This window comes from Cellulomonas sp. RIT-PI-Y (genome assembly GCF_025642745.1).
Taxonomy (GTDB): Bacteria; Actinomycetota; Actinomycetes; order Actinomycetales; family Cellulomonadaceae; genus Cellulomonas.
On the sequence record NZ_JANZKP010000020.1, the window covers coordinates 28,580 to 43,839 of the forward strand.

At 73.2% G+C, this 15,260-nt stretch carries 16 protein-coding genes; 8 read left to right on the top strand and 8 right to left on the bottom strand.

Translation table 11 applies throughout. The annotated features are described in order from the left end of the window. Nucleotides 1-287 precede the first annotated feature (287 nt). On the top strand, nucleotides 288-1,901 hold the full coding sequence (locus tag OGL89_RS08420; protein WP_263119522.1) for a DEAD/DEAH box helicase: 1,614 nt from the start codon (nucleotides 288-290) through the stop codon (nucleotides 1,899-1,901). Nucleotides 1,902-2,040: 139 nt separating this feature from the next. Here the strand turns inward: OGL89_RS08420 and OGL89_RS08425 are convergent, their stop codons facing one another. The 3 genes from OGL89_RS08425 to OGL89_RS08435 are packed head-to-tail and all read right to left on the bottom strand — an operon-like array spanning nucleotide 2,041 to nucleotide 4,412. Next, nucleotides 2,041-2,907, bottom strand: coding sequence for an oxygenase MpaB family protein (locus OGL89_RS08425; RefSeq protein WP_263119489.1), 867 nt, complete (start codon nucleotides 2,905-2,907; stop codon nucleotides 2,041-2,043). Nucleotides 2,908-2,949: 42 nt separating this feature from the next. Beyond that, a complete protein-coding gene (locus tag OGL89_RS08430; RefSeq protein WP_263119490.1) occupies nucleotides 2,950-3,573 on the bottom strand; it encodes a MarC family protein in 624 nt (207 codons plus the stop codon). Next, on the bottom strand, nucleotides 3,570-4,412 hold the full coding sequence (locus tag OGL89_RS08435; RefSeq protein WP_263119491.1) for a PHP domain-containing protein: 843 nt from the start codon (nucleotides 4,410-4,412) through the stop codon (nucleotides 3,570-3,572). Before OGL89_RS08435 ends, OGL89_RS08430 begins: the two co-directional genes overlap by 4 nt. Nucleotides 4,413-4,448: 36 nt before the next feature. Here OGL89_RS08435 and OGL89_RS08440 point away from each other — a divergent pair, with 36 nt between their 5' ends. Further along, nucleotides 4,449-5,966: an aminopeptidase P family protein gene (locus tag OGL89_RS08440; protein ID WP_263119492.1), complete on the top strand. Its 1,518-nt coding sequence runs from the start codon at nucleotides 4,449-4,451 to the stop codon at nucleotides 5,964-5,966. Between the two features lie 59 nt (nucleotides 5,967-6,025). Here OGL89_RS08440 and OGL89_RS08445 read toward each other — a convergent pair whose 3' ends face one another. Continuing rightward, nucleotides 6,026-6,817 (bottom strand): general stress protein, encoded by a 792-nt coding sequence (locus tag OGL89_RS08445; protein WP_263119493.1) that lies wholly within the window; start codon nucleotides 6,815-6,817, stop codon nucleotides 6,026-6,028. A gap of 126 nt (nucleotides 6,818-6,943) precedes the next feature. On the opposite strand from OGL89_RS08445, the gene OGL89_RS08450 reads away from it, so the two are divergent. The 3 genes from OGL89_RS08450 (at nucleotide 6,944) to OGL89_RS08460 (ending at nucleotide 9,971) form a co-directional block, all read left to right on the top strand. Next, nucleotides 6,944-8,239 carry a CBS domain-containing protein gene (locus OGL89_RS08450; protein WP_263119494.1) on the top strand — a complete coding sequence of 432 codons (1,296 nt, stop codon included), beginning with the start codon at nucleotides 6,944-6,946 and terminating at the stop codon, nucleotides 8,237-8,239. Continuing rightward, on the top strand, nucleotides 8,232-8,732 hold the full coding sequence (locus OGL89_RS08455; RefSeq protein WP_263119495.1) for a DUF1003 domain-containing protein: 501 nt from the start codon (nucleotides 8,232-8,234) through the stop codon (nucleotides 8,730-8,732). The genes OGL89_RS08450 and OGL89_RS08455 overlap by 8 nt, the downstream gene beginning before the upstream one ends. A gap of 72 nt (nucleotides 8,733-8,804) precedes the next feature. Continuing rightward, a complete protein-coding gene (locus OGL89_RS08460; protein ID WP_263119496.1) occupies nucleotides 8,805-9,971 on the top strand; it encodes an Mrp/NBP35 family ATP-binding protein in 1,167 nt (388 codons plus the stop codon). A 41-nt stretch (nucleotides 9,972-10,012) separates the two neighbouring features. Here the strand turns inward: OGL89_RS08460 and OGL89_RS08465 are convergent, their stop codons facing one another. Together OGL89_RS08465 and OGL89_RS08470 are read right to left on the bottom strand one after the other, a co-directional pair. Beyond that, nucleotides 10,013-10,333: a hypothetical protein gene (locus OGL89_RS08465; RefSeq protein WP_263119497.1), complete on the bottom strand. Its 321-nt coding sequence runs from the start codon at nucleotides 10,331-10,333 to the stop codon at nucleotides 10,013-10,015. Next, nucleotides 10,330-10,497 carry an AAA family ATPase gene (locus OGL89_RS08470; protein WP_263119499.1) on the bottom strand — a complete coding sequence of 56 codons (168 nt, stop codon included), beginning with the start codon at nucleotides 10,495-10,497 and terminating at the stop codon, nucleotides 10,330-10,332. The genes OGL89_RS08465 and OGL89_RS08470 overlap by 4 nt, the downstream gene beginning before the upstream one ends. A gap of 218 nt (nucleotides 10,498-10,715) precedes the next feature. On the opposite strand from OGL89_RS08470, the gene OGL89_RS08475 reads away from it, so the two are divergent. The 3 genes from OGL89_RS08475 to galK are packed head-to-tail and all read left to right on the top strand — an operon-like array spanning nucleotide 10,716 to nucleotide 13,968. After that, nucleotides 10,716-11,540, top strand: a complete 825-nt coding sequence (locus OGL89_RS08475) for a DeoR/GlpR family DNA-binding transcription regulator (protein WP_263119500.1) — start codon at nucleotides 10,716-10,718, stop codon at nucleotides 11,538-11,540. A gap of 56 nt (nucleotides 11,541-11,596) precedes the next feature. Beyond that, complete coding sequence (gene galT, locus OGL89_RS08480; protein ID WP_263119524.1) at nucleotides 11,597-12,748, top strand: galactose-1-phosphate uridylyltransferase; 1,152 nt, start codon at nucleotides 11,597-11,599, stop codon at nucleotides 12,746-12,748. Continuing rightward, complete coding sequence (galK, locus tag OGL89_RS08485) at nucleotides 12,745-13,968, top strand: galactokinase (RefSeq protein WP_263119501.1); 1,224 nt, start codon at nucleotides 12,745-12,747, stop codon at nucleotides 13,966-13,968. The genes galT and galK overlap by 4 nt, the downstream gene beginning before the upstream one ends. On the opposite strand, the gene OGL89_RS08490 is transcribed toward galK, so the two are convergent. Continuing rightward, a complete protein-coding gene (locus OGL89_RS08490) occupies nucleotides 13,965-14,732 on the bottom strand; it encodes a glycoside hydrolase family 16 protein (protein WP_263119502.1) in 768 nt (255 codons plus the stop codon). The two genes, galK and OGL89_RS08490, sit on opposite strands and share 4 nt — an antisense overlap. After that, complete coding sequence (locus OGL89_RS08495; RefSeq protein ID WP_263119503.1) at nucleotides 14,729-15,238, bottom strand: winged helix-turn-helix domain-containing protein; 510 nt, start codon at nucleotides 15,236-15,238, stop codon at nucleotides 14,729-14,731. Before OGL89_RS08495 ends, OGL89_RS08490 begins: the two co-directional genes overlap by 4 nt. Nucleotides 15,239-15,260: the final 22 nt, after the last annotated feature.

A 15,260-nucleotide genomic window follows, 5' to 3' on the forward strand; every position in this document is an offset into this window, starting at 1 on the left:
ACGTCGCCGGGACCGATCCACGGCCGTGCCGTAGGATGACCGCCGTTAGCGGTTGCCCGGTCGTCTCGACGACGGCGCGCCGAGCCGTTCCGTGTGTCACTCGCGCGGGACCGCCGGCGGCACACCTGCACGATCGGCTGCCGGACCAGACCGTGGCGATGCCCGTCGCTGCCCGGGGCCAGCCCCCGCGCGATGTGCGGCCCGCCACCTGCACGAGTGAAGAGTCCTCCGTGACCACAGACACCACCACGAACGAACCTCTGCCCGAGGACATCGCGGCCGAGACGATCGACGCCCCGACCGCCGCCTCGGTGCAGGCCGCCGACGTGACCTTCGCGGACTTCGACGTCCGTCCGGAGATCGTCGCTGCCCTGGCCGACGCCGGGATCACCACCCCGTTCCCGATCCAGGCGATGACCCTGCCGGTCGCGCTGGCCGGGCACGACATCATCGGCCAGGCCAAGACCGGTACCGGCAAGACCCTCGGCTTCGGCGTGCCGCTGCTGCACCGGGTGATCGCCCCCGCCGAGGACGGCTGGGACACCTTCCCGAACCAGGGCAAGCCGCAGGCGCTGGTGATCGTCCCGACCCGTGAGCTCGCCGTCCAGGTGGCCGGTGACCTGCAGACCGCCTCCAAGCGGCGCAGCGTCCGGGTCGCCCTGCTCTACGGCGGCCGCGCCTACGAGCCGCAGATCGAGATGCTGAACCGCGGCGTCGAGGTGGTCGTCGGCACCCCGGGCCGGATGATCGACCTGATGAACCAGGGCCACCTCGACCTCACCGCGGTGCGCTGCGTCGTGCTGGACGAGGCGGACGAGATGCTCGACCTCGGCTTCCTGCCCGACGTGGAGAAGCTGCTGGCCCGCACCCCGGCCTCCCGGCACACCATGCTGTTCTCGGCCACCATGCCGGGCGCGGTCGTCGCGATGGCCCGCCGCTACATGACCCAGCCGACCCACATCCGGGCCAACCAGCCCGACGACGAGGGCGCCACGGTCAAGAACATCAAGCAGGTCATCTACCGGGCGCACGCGCTGGACAAGGTCGAGATGCTCGCCCGCATCCTGCAGGCCAAGGACCGCGGCCTGACGATCGTCTTCGCCCGGACCAAGCGCACCGCCGCCAAGGTCGCCGACGAGCTGGTCGACCGTGGCTTCGCCGCCGGAGCCCTGCACGGCGACCTCGGCCAGGGTGCCCGCGAGCAGGCGCTGCGCGCGTTCCGCAACGGCAAGGTCGACGTGCTGGTCGCCACCGACGTCGCCGCCCGCGGCATCGACGTGGACGACGTGACCCACGTGGTGAACTACCAGTGCCCCGAGGACGAGAAGACCTACCTGCACCGCACCGGCCGCACCGGCCGCGCCGGGCACAAGGGCACCGCGGTCACCTTCGTCGACTGGGACGACGTGCCGCGCTGGTCCCTGATCGACAAGGCGCTCGGCCTGGGCATCCCGGACCCGGCCGAGACCTACTCCTCGTCGGAGAACCTCTACACCGACCTGGACATCCCGGCGGGCACCACCGGCCGCCTGCCCCGCTCCCAGCGCACCCGCGCCGGGCTCGAGGCCGAGGTGCTCGAGGACCTGGGCGAGACCGGCAAGCGGCACACCAGCGGACGCTCCGAGGGCGGGCGCGGACGTTCCGAGGGCGGGCGCTCCGAGGGCGGCCGTGGCGAGCGCTCCGGCGACCGTCCGGCGCGGCAGCGGAACCGCCGCTCCGAGGCGCCGCGGTCCGATTCGGCCGAGGCACCGCGGTCCGAGTCCGCCGAGGCACCGCGGTCCGAGTCCCCGGCCCCGGCCGGTGACGCCGTGACCGAGGGCGGTGACGCACCGCGTCGTCGCCGTCGTCGCCGTCGCGGCGGTTCGGGCTCCGGCACGGCCGCGCCCAGCACCGAGAGCTGACCGCTCGACCCGCACGACCCCACGGAGGGCGTCCCGTCGGTCCGACGGGACGCCCTCCGTGCGTGTGAGACGGTCCGCGGCGACCCTCCGGGCGCTCCGAGCAGCCGGCGGCGGCAGACCCCGCGAGGACGGGCGGGCCTCAGCCCGCGGACGGCGTGGGCAACGGTGGCTGGGCGGCGAGCGCCCAGCGCACGACGCGGGTGAGGACGGCGCCGACGACGGGCGCGAGCCAGCGGTCGAGCCACGGGCGATCCGGCAGGCCCAGGGGCTCCCGGCAGGCCCGGGGCAGCAGCCCGATCGCCGCGAGCACCAGGCCCCGGTAGGGCAGCCGTGCCGGCAGCGGCAGCGGTGGCTCGTGCAGCAGGAACCGGGCCGCGTCCCGCGCCGCCGCACTCCCCCGCAGCTCGGGCCGGAACCCGTCCAGCTCCGCCCGCAGCTCCCGCACCGTCTCCGGGGGGTCGAGCACTCCGAGCTCGCGTGCCGTGCGGGCCGCCTCCGCCACGTACCGATCGCAGTCCCGGGCGGACAGCGGCCGTGCCCCGAACCGCTGGTGGGCGGTCAGGAAGGCGTGCACCTCCGCCACGTGCACCCAGCGCAGCAGGTGCGGGTCGGAGGCGGCGTAGGGCTCCCCCTCCTCGGAGAACCCGCTGATCCCCGCATGGATCTCCCGGACCGCACGGGTCGCCTGTCCGGCGTGCTCCGCGGTGCCGAAGGCGGTCACCGCCAGGAACGCGCTGGTCCGCTGCAACCGTCCCCAGGGGTCACCGCGGTAGCCGGAGTGCGCCGCCACCGCGGCCATCGCCCGCGGGTGCCAGGACTGCAGCAGCAGCGCGTTCAGACCGCCGATGAACATCGACGCGTCGCCGTGCACCTGACGGATCGGGGCGTCGGGGGCGAACCAGCGGTCGCCCGGGGTGCCGTGGATCCGGTCGCGGATCCGGTTCCCGTGCGGGCCGGCGACACGGTCGAGCAGGGCGGTGGACAGGCGGGTGCGCAGCGAGGTCACCGGTCGATGCTCACGCGGACCGGCCGGATCGGCACCCGGAAGCTAGCCCGCCGCGATGAACGCCCGCACCGCGTCCGCGACCAACTGCACCGCGATCGCCGCGAGCAGCAGACCGGCGATCCGGGTGACCAGCGTGGTGCCGGAGTCGCCGAGCACGCGGTTGATCACGCCGGCGAACCGCATGGCCAGGAACAGGCACAGGTGCACCGCCACGATGCCCAGGCCGATCGAGACCCAGTCGGCGGCGGTGCCGTCGCTCTGCTGGACGAACACCATGGTCGCGACGATGGCACCGGGTCCGGCCAGCAGCGGGGTGCCGAGCGGCACCAGGGCCACATTGACCTTGCTGTTGCCGGAGGGCTGCGGGTCCTCGGACTTGCCGGTGAGCAGTTCCATCGCCACCAGGAGCAGCAGCAGACCACCGGAGGCCTGCAGCGCGGGCAGCGAGATGTGCATGTAGGACAGCAGCCCCTGGCCGAAGACCGCGAACACCAGGATCACGCCGAACGCGACCAGGATCGCCTGCCGGGCGGCCTTGGCCCGCTGCTGCTTGGTCATGGTGCCGGTCAGCGCCAGGAAGATCGGCACGGTCCCGGGCGGGTCCATGATCACGAACAGGGTGATGAAGACTTCACTGAACAAGCGCCAGTCGAGAACCGCGCTCATGCTCGCACCACCGGTGTCCGTCCCTCCGACTCGATCCGCCCCAGCACCTCCGGGGCGGTCAGATTCTCCCCCAACCGGTTCGGTTTTCCCGCACCGTGGTAGTCGCTGGACCCGGTGGCCAGGACCCCGAGCCGTCGTGCCAGCTCCCCGAGCCGGGCGCGCTGGGCGGCGTCGTGGTCCCGGTGGTCCACCTCCAGCCCGGCCAGTCCGGCCTCGACCAGGTCCTCGATCACCCGGTCCGGCACCACCCGGCCGCGTCCGTCCGCGCCCGGATGCGCGAACACCGGCACTCCGCCCGCCGCCCGGATCGCCTGCACCACGTCGACCGCCTCCGGCGCGTAGTACGGCACGTAGTAGCGGCTGCGCCCGGCCAGCAGACCGTCGAACGCCGCGGACCGGTCCGGCACGACGCCGAGCACGACCAGCGCGTCCGCGATGTGCGGACGACCGACCACGGTCCCCGGCTGCTGCACGGCGGCGACGTCCGCCCAGGTGATCGGGTAGTCCACCGCCAGCCGCTCGACGATCTCGCGTCCCCGGTGCTGACGGGCCTCCCGGGTGCGCGCGATCAGGGTCGCCAGCGCCGGGTGCTCCGGGTCCTGCAGATAGCTGAGCAGGTGCACGCTCACCCCACCGACCAGGGCGGAGACCTCGGTGCCCCGGACCAGGGCGACCCCGGTGACCGGCACCGCGTCGGCGGCCTCGGCCCAGCCGGCGGTGGTGTCGTGGTCGGTCAGGGCGACGACGTCCAGCCCGGCCTCCGCCGCCGCGGCCAGGACCCGGGCGGGCGGCTCGGTGCCGTCCGACACGGTCGAATGGGTGTGGAGGTCGATGCGCACCGCCGCAGCCTAGTGAGCCGGTGTCAGACTGGCCCCATGAGCGACACGTCCGAGCAGTCCCTCGCCGACCGCGGCTCCAACCGCAGTCAGCGCCCGCAGTCCGCCGCCTTCATCGACTGGGTGACCTCCGGCTGGGCCGACCGCCCGGCGAGCACCGCCGCGCGCGGTGCGGCCGCCGACTTCACCGCCGTCCGCCGGGCGACGCTCTCCGCCGAGTTCCCGGGTCAGCGCCTGGTGATCCCGGCCGGCGCGTTCAAGGTCCGGTCCAACGACACCGACTACCGGTTCCGCCCGCACTCCGCCTTCGCGCATCTGACCGGGCTGGGCTCGGAGCAGGAGCCGGACGCGGTGCTGGTCCTGCACCCCGCCGCCGACGGCGAGGGTGACGAGCTGCCCGACGGCACCCGCAGCGGCCACCGCGCGGTGCTGTACATGCGGCCCCTGGCGTCCCGGGACACCGAGGAGTTCTTCGCCGACGCGCGGTACGGCGAGTTCTGGGTCGGTGCCCGCCCGACCCTGGAGGACATGGCCGCGGTGACCGGCCTGGCCACCGCACACGCGAACGAGCTGCGGGACGCGCTGGCCAAGGACGTCGGCGCCGACGGCGTGCAGGTGCTGGTCGTCCCGGAGGTGGACGACGCCGTGGAGGCGGTGGTCGAGGAGATCCGCGAGACCCCGCAGGCCGAGCTGGACGCCCGGCTGGCCGAGGCGCTGTCCGAGCTGCGGCTGATCAAGGACGCACACGAGGTCGGCGAGCTGCGCGCCGCGGTCGCCGCCACCGCCGAGGGCTTCGAGCAGATGGTCCGCCGGCTGCCGGAGGCGGTCGCGCACCGCCGGGGAGAGCGCGTGATCGAGGGCACCTTCCTGGCGAAGGCCCGCGAGGAGGGCAACGACGTCGGCTACGAGACGATCGCCGCCGCCGGGTCGCACGCCACCACGCTGCACTGGACGGACAACGACGGTCAGGTCCGCGAGGGCGAGCTGGTGCTGGTCGACGCCGGGGTCGAGGTCGACTCGCTGTACACGGCCGACATCACCCGCACCCTGCCGGTCACCGGCACCTTCACCGCGGACCAGCGCCGGGTCTACCAGGCGGTGCTGGACGCGGCGGACGCCGCCTTCGCCGTGGCGGTGCCGGGCAACCGGTTCCGGGACGTGCACGCCGCCGCGATGGAGGTGATCGCGGCCCGGCTCGAGGAGTGGGGCATGCTGCCGGTCACCGCCGCGGAGTCGCTGAGCCCCGAGGGCCAGCAGCACCGGCGCTGGATGGTGCACGGCACCAGCCACCACCTCGGTCTGGACGTGCACGACTGCGCGCAGGCCCGCCGGGAGATGTACCTGGACGCGGTGATCGAGCCCGGCATGGTGTTCACGATCGAGCCCGGTCTGTACTTCCAGGCCGACGACCTGCGGGTGCCCGAGCAGCTGCGCGGGATCGGCGTCCGGATCGAGGACGACGTGCTGATCACCGCCAACGGCAACGAGAACCTCTCGGCCGCGCTGCCGAGGACGCCGGAGGAGATCGAGCGCTGGATGGCCGATCTGCTGGGCTGACCCCGCCGCACACGACGAAGGCCCCGTCCCGGGTGATCGGGACGGGGCCTTCGTGGCTGTCAGCGCTGCTGCTGCTCCGGGGCGTCCGGATCCTGCGGCGGCGCGGTCGGGGCCGGAGGCTGCTGCTCGGCGGGGGCCGCGTACTGGCCGTACTGCGGTGCCGGGCGATCGGCCGGGGCGGCGGGCTGGGCCGGGGCCGCAGGCTGGGCCGGTGCGGCCGACTCCGCCGGTGCCGCGTACTGCCCGTACCGAGGCTCGGCCGGACGGGGCGGTGTGGGGCCGGTGGGCGCGACCGGGGCCTGCGGGTGCGCAGCTGCCGGGTTCGACGGCGGAGCGCCGAACGGGGCGGCCGGGGCAGCCGGCTGGCCGGTGCGGACCGCGCCGACCTCACGCAGCAGGGTGCGGGCCTCGTGCGCCTTCTCCGTGGCACACAGCACCGCGTACTGGCTGGCCACGATCTGGCTCTGCGAGGTGAAGTCCCGCTTGCCGCCGGTGATCGCGTAGCTGACCACGCCGAACAGCAGGCCGAAACCACCGCCGACCACCATCGCGACCAGCAGGATGCCGAGCGAGTTGGAGGTCAGCATGAACAGCAGGCCGATGAAGATGCCGAACCACACGCCGGACAGGAAGCCCGACAGGGCCACCCGCGGGTAGGTCAGTCGCCCGGTCACCCGCTCGACCATCTTCAGATCGGTGCCGACGATCGTGACGTGCTGGACCGGGAACTGGCGGTCGGAGAGGTGATCGACCGCGCGCTGCGCCTCCAGATACGTGCCGTAGGACGCGACCGTCTCTCCCTGGGGCAGAGTCGGTGTCGGGGGAACGCGAGGACCACCGGTGAAGGACATGACCACATCCTCGCGCACCCCGAGCACCGGTGCCAGAGAACACGGGTGGCCAGCAGGGAACTCATGGCGGGCGTCCAGACTTCGTCCAGGTCGGCGGCGAAGCGCTCCGACCGATACGCTCACCGCGTGAGCGGCGCCGGAACCCGAGTCTTCGTCGCGCGCCTGGCGGGGACCCCCGTCTTCGACCCGATCGGTGATCAGGTCGGCCGGGTGCGCGATGTCGTCGTCCTCCTCCGACCCAAGGGCGCCCCGCGCGCGGTCGGACTGGTCGTGGAGGTGCCCGGCAAACGCCGGGTGTTCGTCCCGCTGACCCGGGTGACCGCGATCGATCCCGGTCAGGTCATCTCCACCGGTCTGGTGAACATGCGCCGGTTCGAGCAGCGTCCGTTCGAGACCCTGGTGGTCGGCGAGCTCTTCGACCGCACCGTGCCGCTGACCGACGGCTCGGGCACCGCCACCGTCGAGGACGTGGCGATCGAGCGGCAGCGCAACGGAGACTTCCTGATCACCAAGCTGTTCGTCCGGCGGCACCGTCCCGGCCGTGGCGGGCTGCTGCGCCGGCGCGGCGAACCCGAGCTGATCGACATCGACGACGTCGCCGGCCTGGCCCGCATGACGGAGAACCAGGGCGCCGCCCTGCTGCTGGCCCAGTACGACGAGCTGAAGCCCGCCGACCTGGCCGACGTCATGCACGACATGGGCACCACCCGCCGGCTGGAGGTCGCCACCGCGCTGGACAACGAGCGGCTGGCCGACGTCCTGGAGGAGCTGCCCGAGGACGACCAGGTCGCGATCCTGTCCGGCCTGGAGCGCACCCGCGCCGCGGACGTGCTCGAGGCGATGCAGCCGGACGACGCCGCCGACCTGCTCGGCGAGCTCCCGGACGACGAGCAGGCCGAACTGCTCGGGCTGATGGAGCCCGAGGAGGCCCGTGACGTCCGCCGTCTGCTGGCCTACGAGGACAACACCGCCGGTGGTCTGATGACGACCGAGCCGGTGATCCTCGGCCCGGAGACCCCGATCGCCACCGCGCTGGCCCACGTGCGCCGCCGCGACCTCACCCCGGCGCTGGCGTCGATGGTGTTCGTGGTCCGGCAACCGGTGGAGACCCCGACCGGGCGGTTCATCGGCGTGGTGCACCTGCAGCGGATGCTGCGCGAACCCCCGCACGAGCCGCTGGGATCGATCGTCGACACCGACATCGACCCGGTGCCGCCGGAGACCCCGCTGCTCGCGGTCACCCGGCGGCTGGCCACCTACGACCTGCTGGCCATCCCGGTGATCGACGAGGAACGTCGCCTGATCGGCGCGGTCAGCGTGGACGACGTGCTCGACCATCTGCTGCCCGAGGACTGGCGGGAGACCGACGAGGAGGTGCAGCCCGAGGCACCGGCGACTGTGGAGGGAGGCACCCGTGCCTGAGCGTCTCGATACCCCGAAGGCCGCGCGGCGGACCTTCCTCCCCCGGTTGCAGGAGGACGCCTTCGGCAAGATCTCCGAGGGCATCGCCCGGTTCATGGGCACCCCGCTGTTCCTGTTCTATCTGACGATCTTCTGCATCCTCTGGCTGTCCTGGAACGCCTGGGGCCCGGAGACCCTGCGGTTCGACAGCGCGGCCAACGGCTTCACCGCACTGACCCTGATGCTGTCGTTGCAGGCCTCCTACTCCGCGCCGCTGATCCTGCTCGCGCAGAACCGGCAGACCGACCGGGACCGCGTGACCGCCGAGCAGGACCGGCAACGCGCCGAGCGGAACCTGGCCGACACCGAGTTCCTGGCCCGGGAGATGGCGGCGCTGCGCATCGCGCTGTCCGAGGTCGCGACCCGTGACTTCGTCCGGTCCGAGATCCGGAACCTGCTGGAGGAGCTGGCCGAGGACCGCGAGGACTCCGGCCCGCACTCCGACCACCGCTGAGGCGCACCTCACGTCACCGGCGGGTCTTCGGCCCTGGCCGGGCCGACCGGGAGCCGACCTACGATGGACGGCATGACAGCCGCCCTGGACCACCGCGACCCCGAGGCGGTCGCCGCCGCCGTCCGTGCCGCGCTCGAGCACGTGATCGACCCGGAGATCCGGCGGCCGATCACCGAGCTGGGGATGGTCCGCTCGGTCGACGTGGACACCAGCGACGACGCCGGCGCGATCGTCACGGTCGGCATCGACCTCACCACGGCGGGCTGCCCGCTGCGCGACACCATCACCCAGGACGTCACCGGTGCGGTCCAGGCGCTGGACGGCGTGCACGAGGTCCGGATGGCGATGGGCGTGATGAGCCCCGAGCAGCGCGCCCAGCTCACCGAACGACTGCGCGGCGGCCCCGAGCCGGTGATCCCGTTCACCCAGCCCACCTCGCTGACCAAGATCTACGCGATCGCCTCCGGCAAGGGCGGGGTCGGCAAGTCCTCGGTCACCGCGAACCTCGCCGCCGCGATGGCCGCCGACGGGCTGCGGGTCGGCGTGATCGACGCGGACATCTACGGCTTCAGCCTGCCCCGGATGCTCGGCGTCACCCAGCCGCCCACCCGGGTGGACGAGATGCTGCTCCCGCCGATCTCGCACGAGGTCAAGGTCATCTCGATCGGCATGTTCGTCCCGCCGGGCCAGCCGGTGGTGTGGCGCGGGCCGATGCTGCACCGCGCACTCCAGCAGTTCCTCTCCGACGTGTTCTGGGGCGACCTGGACGTCCTGCTGCTCGACCTGCCGCCCGGGACCGGCGACATCGCGATCTCGGTGGCCCAGCTGCTGCCCGGCTCCGAGCTGATCGTGGTCACCACCCCGCAGACCGCGGCCGCCGAGGTCGCCGAGCGTGCGGGGTCGATCGCCGCGCAGACCCGCCAGCAGCTGGTCGGCGTCGTGGAGAACATGGCCTGGCTGGAGCAGCCGGACGGCACGCGCCTGGAGCTGTTCGGCTCCGGCGGCGGCCGGCGGGTCTCGGAGAACCTGTCCAGGCTCTCCGGCGGCGACGTGCCGCTGCTCGGCCAGGTGCCGCTGGACATCCAGCTGCGCGAGGCCGGCGACGGCGGCACCCCGGTCGTGCTGTCCGACCCGGACTCCCCCGCGGCGGTCGCGCTGCGCGGGGTGGCACGGAGCCTGGCGTCCCGGGCGCGGGGGCTGGCGGGCAAGTCGCTGGGGCTGACGCCGATCCGGCACTAGGGACAGCAGCCCGGTCGTCGGCCCGACATGGCCGGCGGGGATCAGCCGAACCGACCGCGCAGGTCCTCGACGATGCGCGGGACGCTGGTCGGCGGTCGGTGGACCACCTCGCCCGGGACACCCAGCCGATCGTCCGGCAGCCACCACTCCGCCATCTGCTCCGGTGTGAAGTCGGAGGCCTGCGGTCGGTCGGCGTGCCGCGCCAGCGTCTCGGCGAACGGCACATCGAGGTAGACCACAGTCGCGTCGTGGTCCGCGATCAACGCCCGGAGCATGTCCCCGTATCGCTCGGCGGCGAGGATGCCCTCGACCACGGTGTGCCGGCCCTCCCCCAGTGAGGCGCGCGCGATCAGGTCGATCATCTGCGGCGCCAGCCCACCGGCTCGTCCCCTTCCCAGAGCAGCGTGCGCCGGATCTGATCCTGTTCGACCAGCGTCGTGCGTCGACCGAGCTCGGTCCGCAGCGTTCGCGCGATCGTGCTCTTGCCCGAGCCCGACGGGCCGCGCAGGACGAGCAGATGGGGCATGGGACGAGGCTAGCCACCACCGCCCACGAGGTCGGTACATCCGCGCCCACTTCGGTACCCCAGGTACCGAACTCGACACCGGGGTACCGAACTCGCGGGGCGCCGGTGGTGCCGTGGCGCCGGACTCGCCGGGCGCCGGTGGCGCCGTGGCACCGGACTCGCCGGGCGCCGGTGGCGCCGTGTTGGTTTCTGTTCGGTTGTGGTGGATACTGTCAATCGTGCTGGCCAGTCAGAGACAGGATCGGATCGTCGCCGAGGTGCGTGGCCGGGGTGCGGTGCGGGTCGCGGACCTGGTGGAGCTGCTGGACGTGTCGGAGATGACCGTCCGACGCGACATCACCGAACTCGATCGGGCCGGACTGGTCCGCCGGGTGCACGGTGGCGCGGTCGCCCCGGACACCCTGGCCCGGCCCACCGACGAGCCCGGCTTCGAGGCGAAGACGACCTGGGCCGCGGCGGAGAAGGAGTCGATCGCCGACCTGGCCGCGCAGGAGATCGCGCCCGGTCAGGCGATCGCGCTGTCCGCGGGCACCACGACGCACCTGCTGGCCCAGCGGATCGCCGCCGGCACCGAGCTGCGGCCCCTCACCGTGGTGACCAACTCCCTGCCGGTCGCCGAGACCCTGCACCGGGCGGCGCCGGGGGTCGCCCCGCTGGACGTGATCCTCACCGGCGGCTCGCGCACCCCCTCGGACGGCCTGGTCGGGCCGGTGGCGGACGCCGCACTGGCCACGCTGCGGGTCGACCGGCTGTTCCTCGGGGTGCACGGGCTGGACGCGAGCGGACTGATGACGCCGAACCTGGCCGAGGCCGCCACCGACCGTGCGCTGCTGCACGCAGCAGCTGCCGTCACGGTGCTGGCCGACCACTCCAAGTGGGGTGTGGTCGGACTGGCGCACATCGCCGCGCTGGAGGCGGTCGACACAGTGATCAGCGACGACGCCCTTCCAGCCGAGGCCCGGATCGCGCTGTCCGAGGCCGGGTGCCTGTTGCGCACCCCCCACGAGCCCGGCACCACCCCGGCACCGACCAAGGAGCACTGACCGTGACCGTCGACAGCACCCTGCTCACCCCCGGCGTGCGCCGGACCCGGACGTCGATGGCGGACGGGCGGGACCTGTTCTACTTCGACGACTCGGCCGCCTACGTCAGCGGCGAGCGGGTCCGCCGGCTGGACGACCCGCGACCGCTGCCGGACCGGTTCGCCCCGGTGGTCGGCGAGGACGGTGTCGCCCGCCCGGTCACCGGACCGGAGCTGCGCCGCGACCCGCTGACCGGGGACTGGATCCCGATGGCCGCGCACCGGATGAACCGCACGTTCCTGCCCCCGGCGGACGCGAACCCGCTGGCACCGGCTCGACCGGGTGCGGTCTACCAGGACGGCGAGGTCCCGGACACCGACTACGACGTCGTGGTGTTCGAGAACCGCTTCCCGTCCCTGATGGCGGTCCCCGGTGTCCCGGACGAGGTCACGTTGCGCGACGGCGAGGAGCTGTGGCCGACCCGCCCGGCCGCCGGCCGCTGCGAGGTGATCTGCTTCAGCTCCGACCCGACCGCCTCGCTGCGTACGGTGTCCCCGGCCCGGATGCGCACCATCGTCGAGGCCTGGGCGGACCGCACCGCGGCGCTGGGCGAGCTGCCCGGCATCGAGCAGGTCTTCGCGTTCGAGAACCGCGGCAAGGAGATCGGGGTCACCCTGCACCACCCGCACGGTCAGATCTACGCCTTCCCGTACCTGACCCCGCGCACCGAGGCCATGCTGACCCAGGCCCGCGAGCACCACGAGCGCACCGGTCGACTGCTCGGCCGGGATGTCCTGGACGCGGAGCTGCGCGCCGGGGACCGGGTCGTGCTGGAGTCCGAGCACTGGGTCGCCTACGTGCCGTTCGCCGCTCGCTGGCCGGTGGAGGTGCACCTGGCGCCCCGTCGCGACGTGCCGGACCTGCCCGCACTGACCGACGCCGAGCGCGCCGACCTCTCCACCACCTACCTGGAGCTGCTGCGCCGCCTCGACCTGTTCTTCGAGCAGCCGGACGGCACGCCGATCCCGCTGCCGTACATCTCCGGTTGGCACCAGGCCCCGGTCCGCGCCGGTCGCGAGCTCTCCCGGCTGCACCTGCAGCTGTTCTCCGTCCTGCGCGCCCCCGGCAAGCTCAAGTACCTGGCCGGCGTCGAGTCCGGCATGGCCGCCTGGATCAGCGACACCACCCCCGAGCGGATCGCCACCCGACTGAAGGAGCTGGCCCGATGACCACCTGGATCGACGCCTGGTCGCGCACCGACGGCGACACCCGGGCCCGCGCGCTGTTCGCCGAGCGGTTCGGCGCCGAGCCCGCCGGCGCGTGGTCCGCGCCGGGCCGGGTCAACCTGATCGGCGAGCACACCGACTACAACGGCGGCCTGTGCCTGCCGTTCGCGCTGCCGCACCGGACCTACGTCGCCGTCACCCCGGTGGACTCCGACCGGATCCGGCTGATCTCGGCGCAGGAGGAGGGGGTCCGCGAGGTCGACCTGGCCGCCGTGGCTCCCGGCACCGTCGAGGGCTGGCCGTCCTACGTCGCCGGGGTCGCCTGGGCGCTGCGCCAGGCCGGTCATCCGGTCCGGGGCTTCGACATCGCCGTCGACTCCTGCGTGCCCTACGGCTCCGGGCTGTCGTCCTCGGCGGCGCTGGAGTGCGCGGTCGCCGTGGCCCTGGAGGACCTGTTCGGCCTCGGGCTGGCGGGGACCGACGAGGGCCGCACCACGCTGACCGGCATCTGCGTCCGGGCCGAGAACGAGATCGCGGGCGCCAACACCGGCGGCATGGACCAGGCGGTGTCCCTGCGCGGGCAGGCCGGGCACGCCCTGGAGCTGGACTGCCTGGACGACTCGGTCCGCCAGGTGCCCTTCGACCTGACCGGTCACGACCTGGCGCTGCTGGTGATCGACACCAAGGCCGAGCACTCGCACGCCGGGGGCGAATACGCCGCTCGCCGCGCCGAGTGCGAGCGCGCCGCCGAACTGCTCGGGGTCGGGACCCTGCGGGAGATCGGGCTCGACGGTCTCGGTGACGCCCTGGCCGACCTGGCCCGGCTCACCGGTCCGGAGGGGGACGGTTCCGCGGTCGCCGAGGTGCTGGTCCGTCGGGTCCGGCACGTGGTGACCGAGATCGGCCGGGTGCAGGAGTTCGTCGAGCTGCTGGACGACGGTCGGGTGGACGAGGTGGGCGCCGCGATGGACGCCTCGCACCTCTCGCTGCGCGACGACTACCAGGTGTCCTGCCGCGAGCTGGACCTCGCGGTGGACGCGGCCCGATCGGCCGGCGCGCTCGGCGCCCGGATGACCGGCGGCGGATTCGGCGGCTCGGCGATCGCGCTGGTCCGGGCGGACGAGGTCGAGCGGGTCGCCGAGGCGGTGGCGGCGGCGTTCGACGACGCGGGCGTACGGGCTCCGGCGTTCCTGGTGGCGACGCCGGAGGGTCCGGCTGCCTAGTCCGCCCACCCCCGCACCCGGTGCAGGACGGCGGACTTCGGGTATCGCCCGCCCGCGGGTCCGACGTCGAACAGGTCCAGCATCAGCAGCAGCGGGTAGTCCGGCGCCTGGTCGATCTCCCGCACCACCTCCCCCTCGCAACCGATCACGGTGCGGCCCGCACCCCAGAGCACGGTCCAGGTATGAGGCCGACTCACGTCCAACGGCACCTCGACCTCGGTCATGTCGGTGACCAGCCGAGGGTCGTGATGCGCCTTGAGGCCGGTGCGGACGGTGGTGCTCGCGCCGATCGCGGCGGCGTCGATCTCGGCCACGCACAGCTCACCGGAATCGTGGGGACTGTCGCGCTCGACTCCGACCAGCCAGATCGCCAGCATGCAGCCCTGGTCTCGGCTCGCTGACGCGGTCACGTCCACTCGGCCCCTCCTGGGCGCGAACATCAGTCGTTCCGGGGACGGACTGCGGACGACCAGGCCGTCCGGGCGATGCCGGTGCATGCCGCGGGTGGAGCCGAGCGACCCGGACCATGTACCGGTCTGCAGGTGGGAGACCCGCAGCGGGGAGTCCTCAGGTCTCCAATCGGGCTGGTCAGCCTCGATACGCAGGGCCAGTCCGCCCTCGACGATCCGGGTGCGGGCGGCCGACCGGTCAGGGGTGGTCCAATGCGGCAGGTAGTGCGGCACCCAACGGCGCGGATCTGGACCTGTCGCGAAATCGTCGTCCAGATCGGGATCCCGTTCGGGAGCGTCGGGCAGCCTGCTCACGGCCGCTCCATCCGCCCCGCGTCCAGGTGCATCGCGAACAGGATCGAGTACGGGTCCCCACCGGGGGTGGGCTCGCGCTCGGCCAGTTCGGCGAAGAAATCGGTGATCCTCCCGACCAGTTCGGCGTGTTCATCGGGGGACAGCCGCACGCCGAGCCGGGTCATCTCCACCGACTGCTCCGGGGCCTCGGCCAGTTCCTCCAGGAACGCGTTCACCATGACCTGCTGCTTCCCCGGGAACGGGGGCATCCGCCAGGAGCGACCGGTCGCCCGGTAGGGCACCTCCCGGGACCCCCGGGCACCCCGGCGGACCGGTTCGGCGGCCAGGAACCCGCGATCGACCAGGGTCCGCACGTGGTGCAGGACGGTGGCCGGGTTCTTACCCAGCCGCTCGGCGATCTCCCGGTTGGTGTGCGACTCGTCCAGGCACAGCCGCAGGATCCGCAGCCGCAGCGTGGAGGCGAGCGCACGGGCATCGGCATCCGGATCGGGTGCGAGCTCGGTCATGTGGTCCATCGTACTGATTGAC

Coding starts and splice junctions, on each gene's coding strand:
- OGL89_RS08430 (WP_263119490.1), bottom strand. CDS start 3,573: ATGAGCGCGGTTCTCGACTGGCGCTTGTTCAGTGAAGTCTTCATCACC.
- OGL89_RS08440 (WP_263119492.1), top strand. CDS start 4,449: ATGAGCGACACGTCCGAGCAGTCCCTCGCCGACCGCGGCTCCAACCGC.
- OGL89_RS08445 (WP_263119493.1), bottom strand. CDS start 6,817: ATGTCCTTCACCGGTGGTCCTCGCGTTCCCCCGACACCGACTCTGCCC.
- OGL89_RS08460 (WP_263119496.1), top strand. CDS start 8,805: ATGACAGCCGCCCTGGACCACCGCGACCCCGAGGCGGTCGCCGCCGCC.
- OGL89_RS08465 (WP_263119497.1), bottom strand. CDS start 10,333: ATGATCGACCTGATCGCGCGCGCCTCACTGGGGGAGGGCCGGCACACC.
- OGL89_RS08470 (WP_263119499.1), bottom strand. CDS start 10,497: ATGCCCCATCTGCTCGTCCTGCGCGGCCCGTCGGGCTCGGGCAAGAGC.
- galT (WP_263119524.1), top strand. CDS start 11,597: ATGGCGGACGGGCGGGACCTGTTCTACTTCGACGACTCGGCCGCCTAC.
- galK (WP_263119501.1), top strand. CDS start 12,745: ATGACCACCTGGATCGACGCCTGGTCGCGCACCGACGGCGACACCCGG.
- OGL89_RS08495 (WP_263119503.1), bottom strand. CDS start 15,238: ATGACCGAGCTCGCACCCGATCCGGATGCCGATGCCCGTGCGCTCGCC.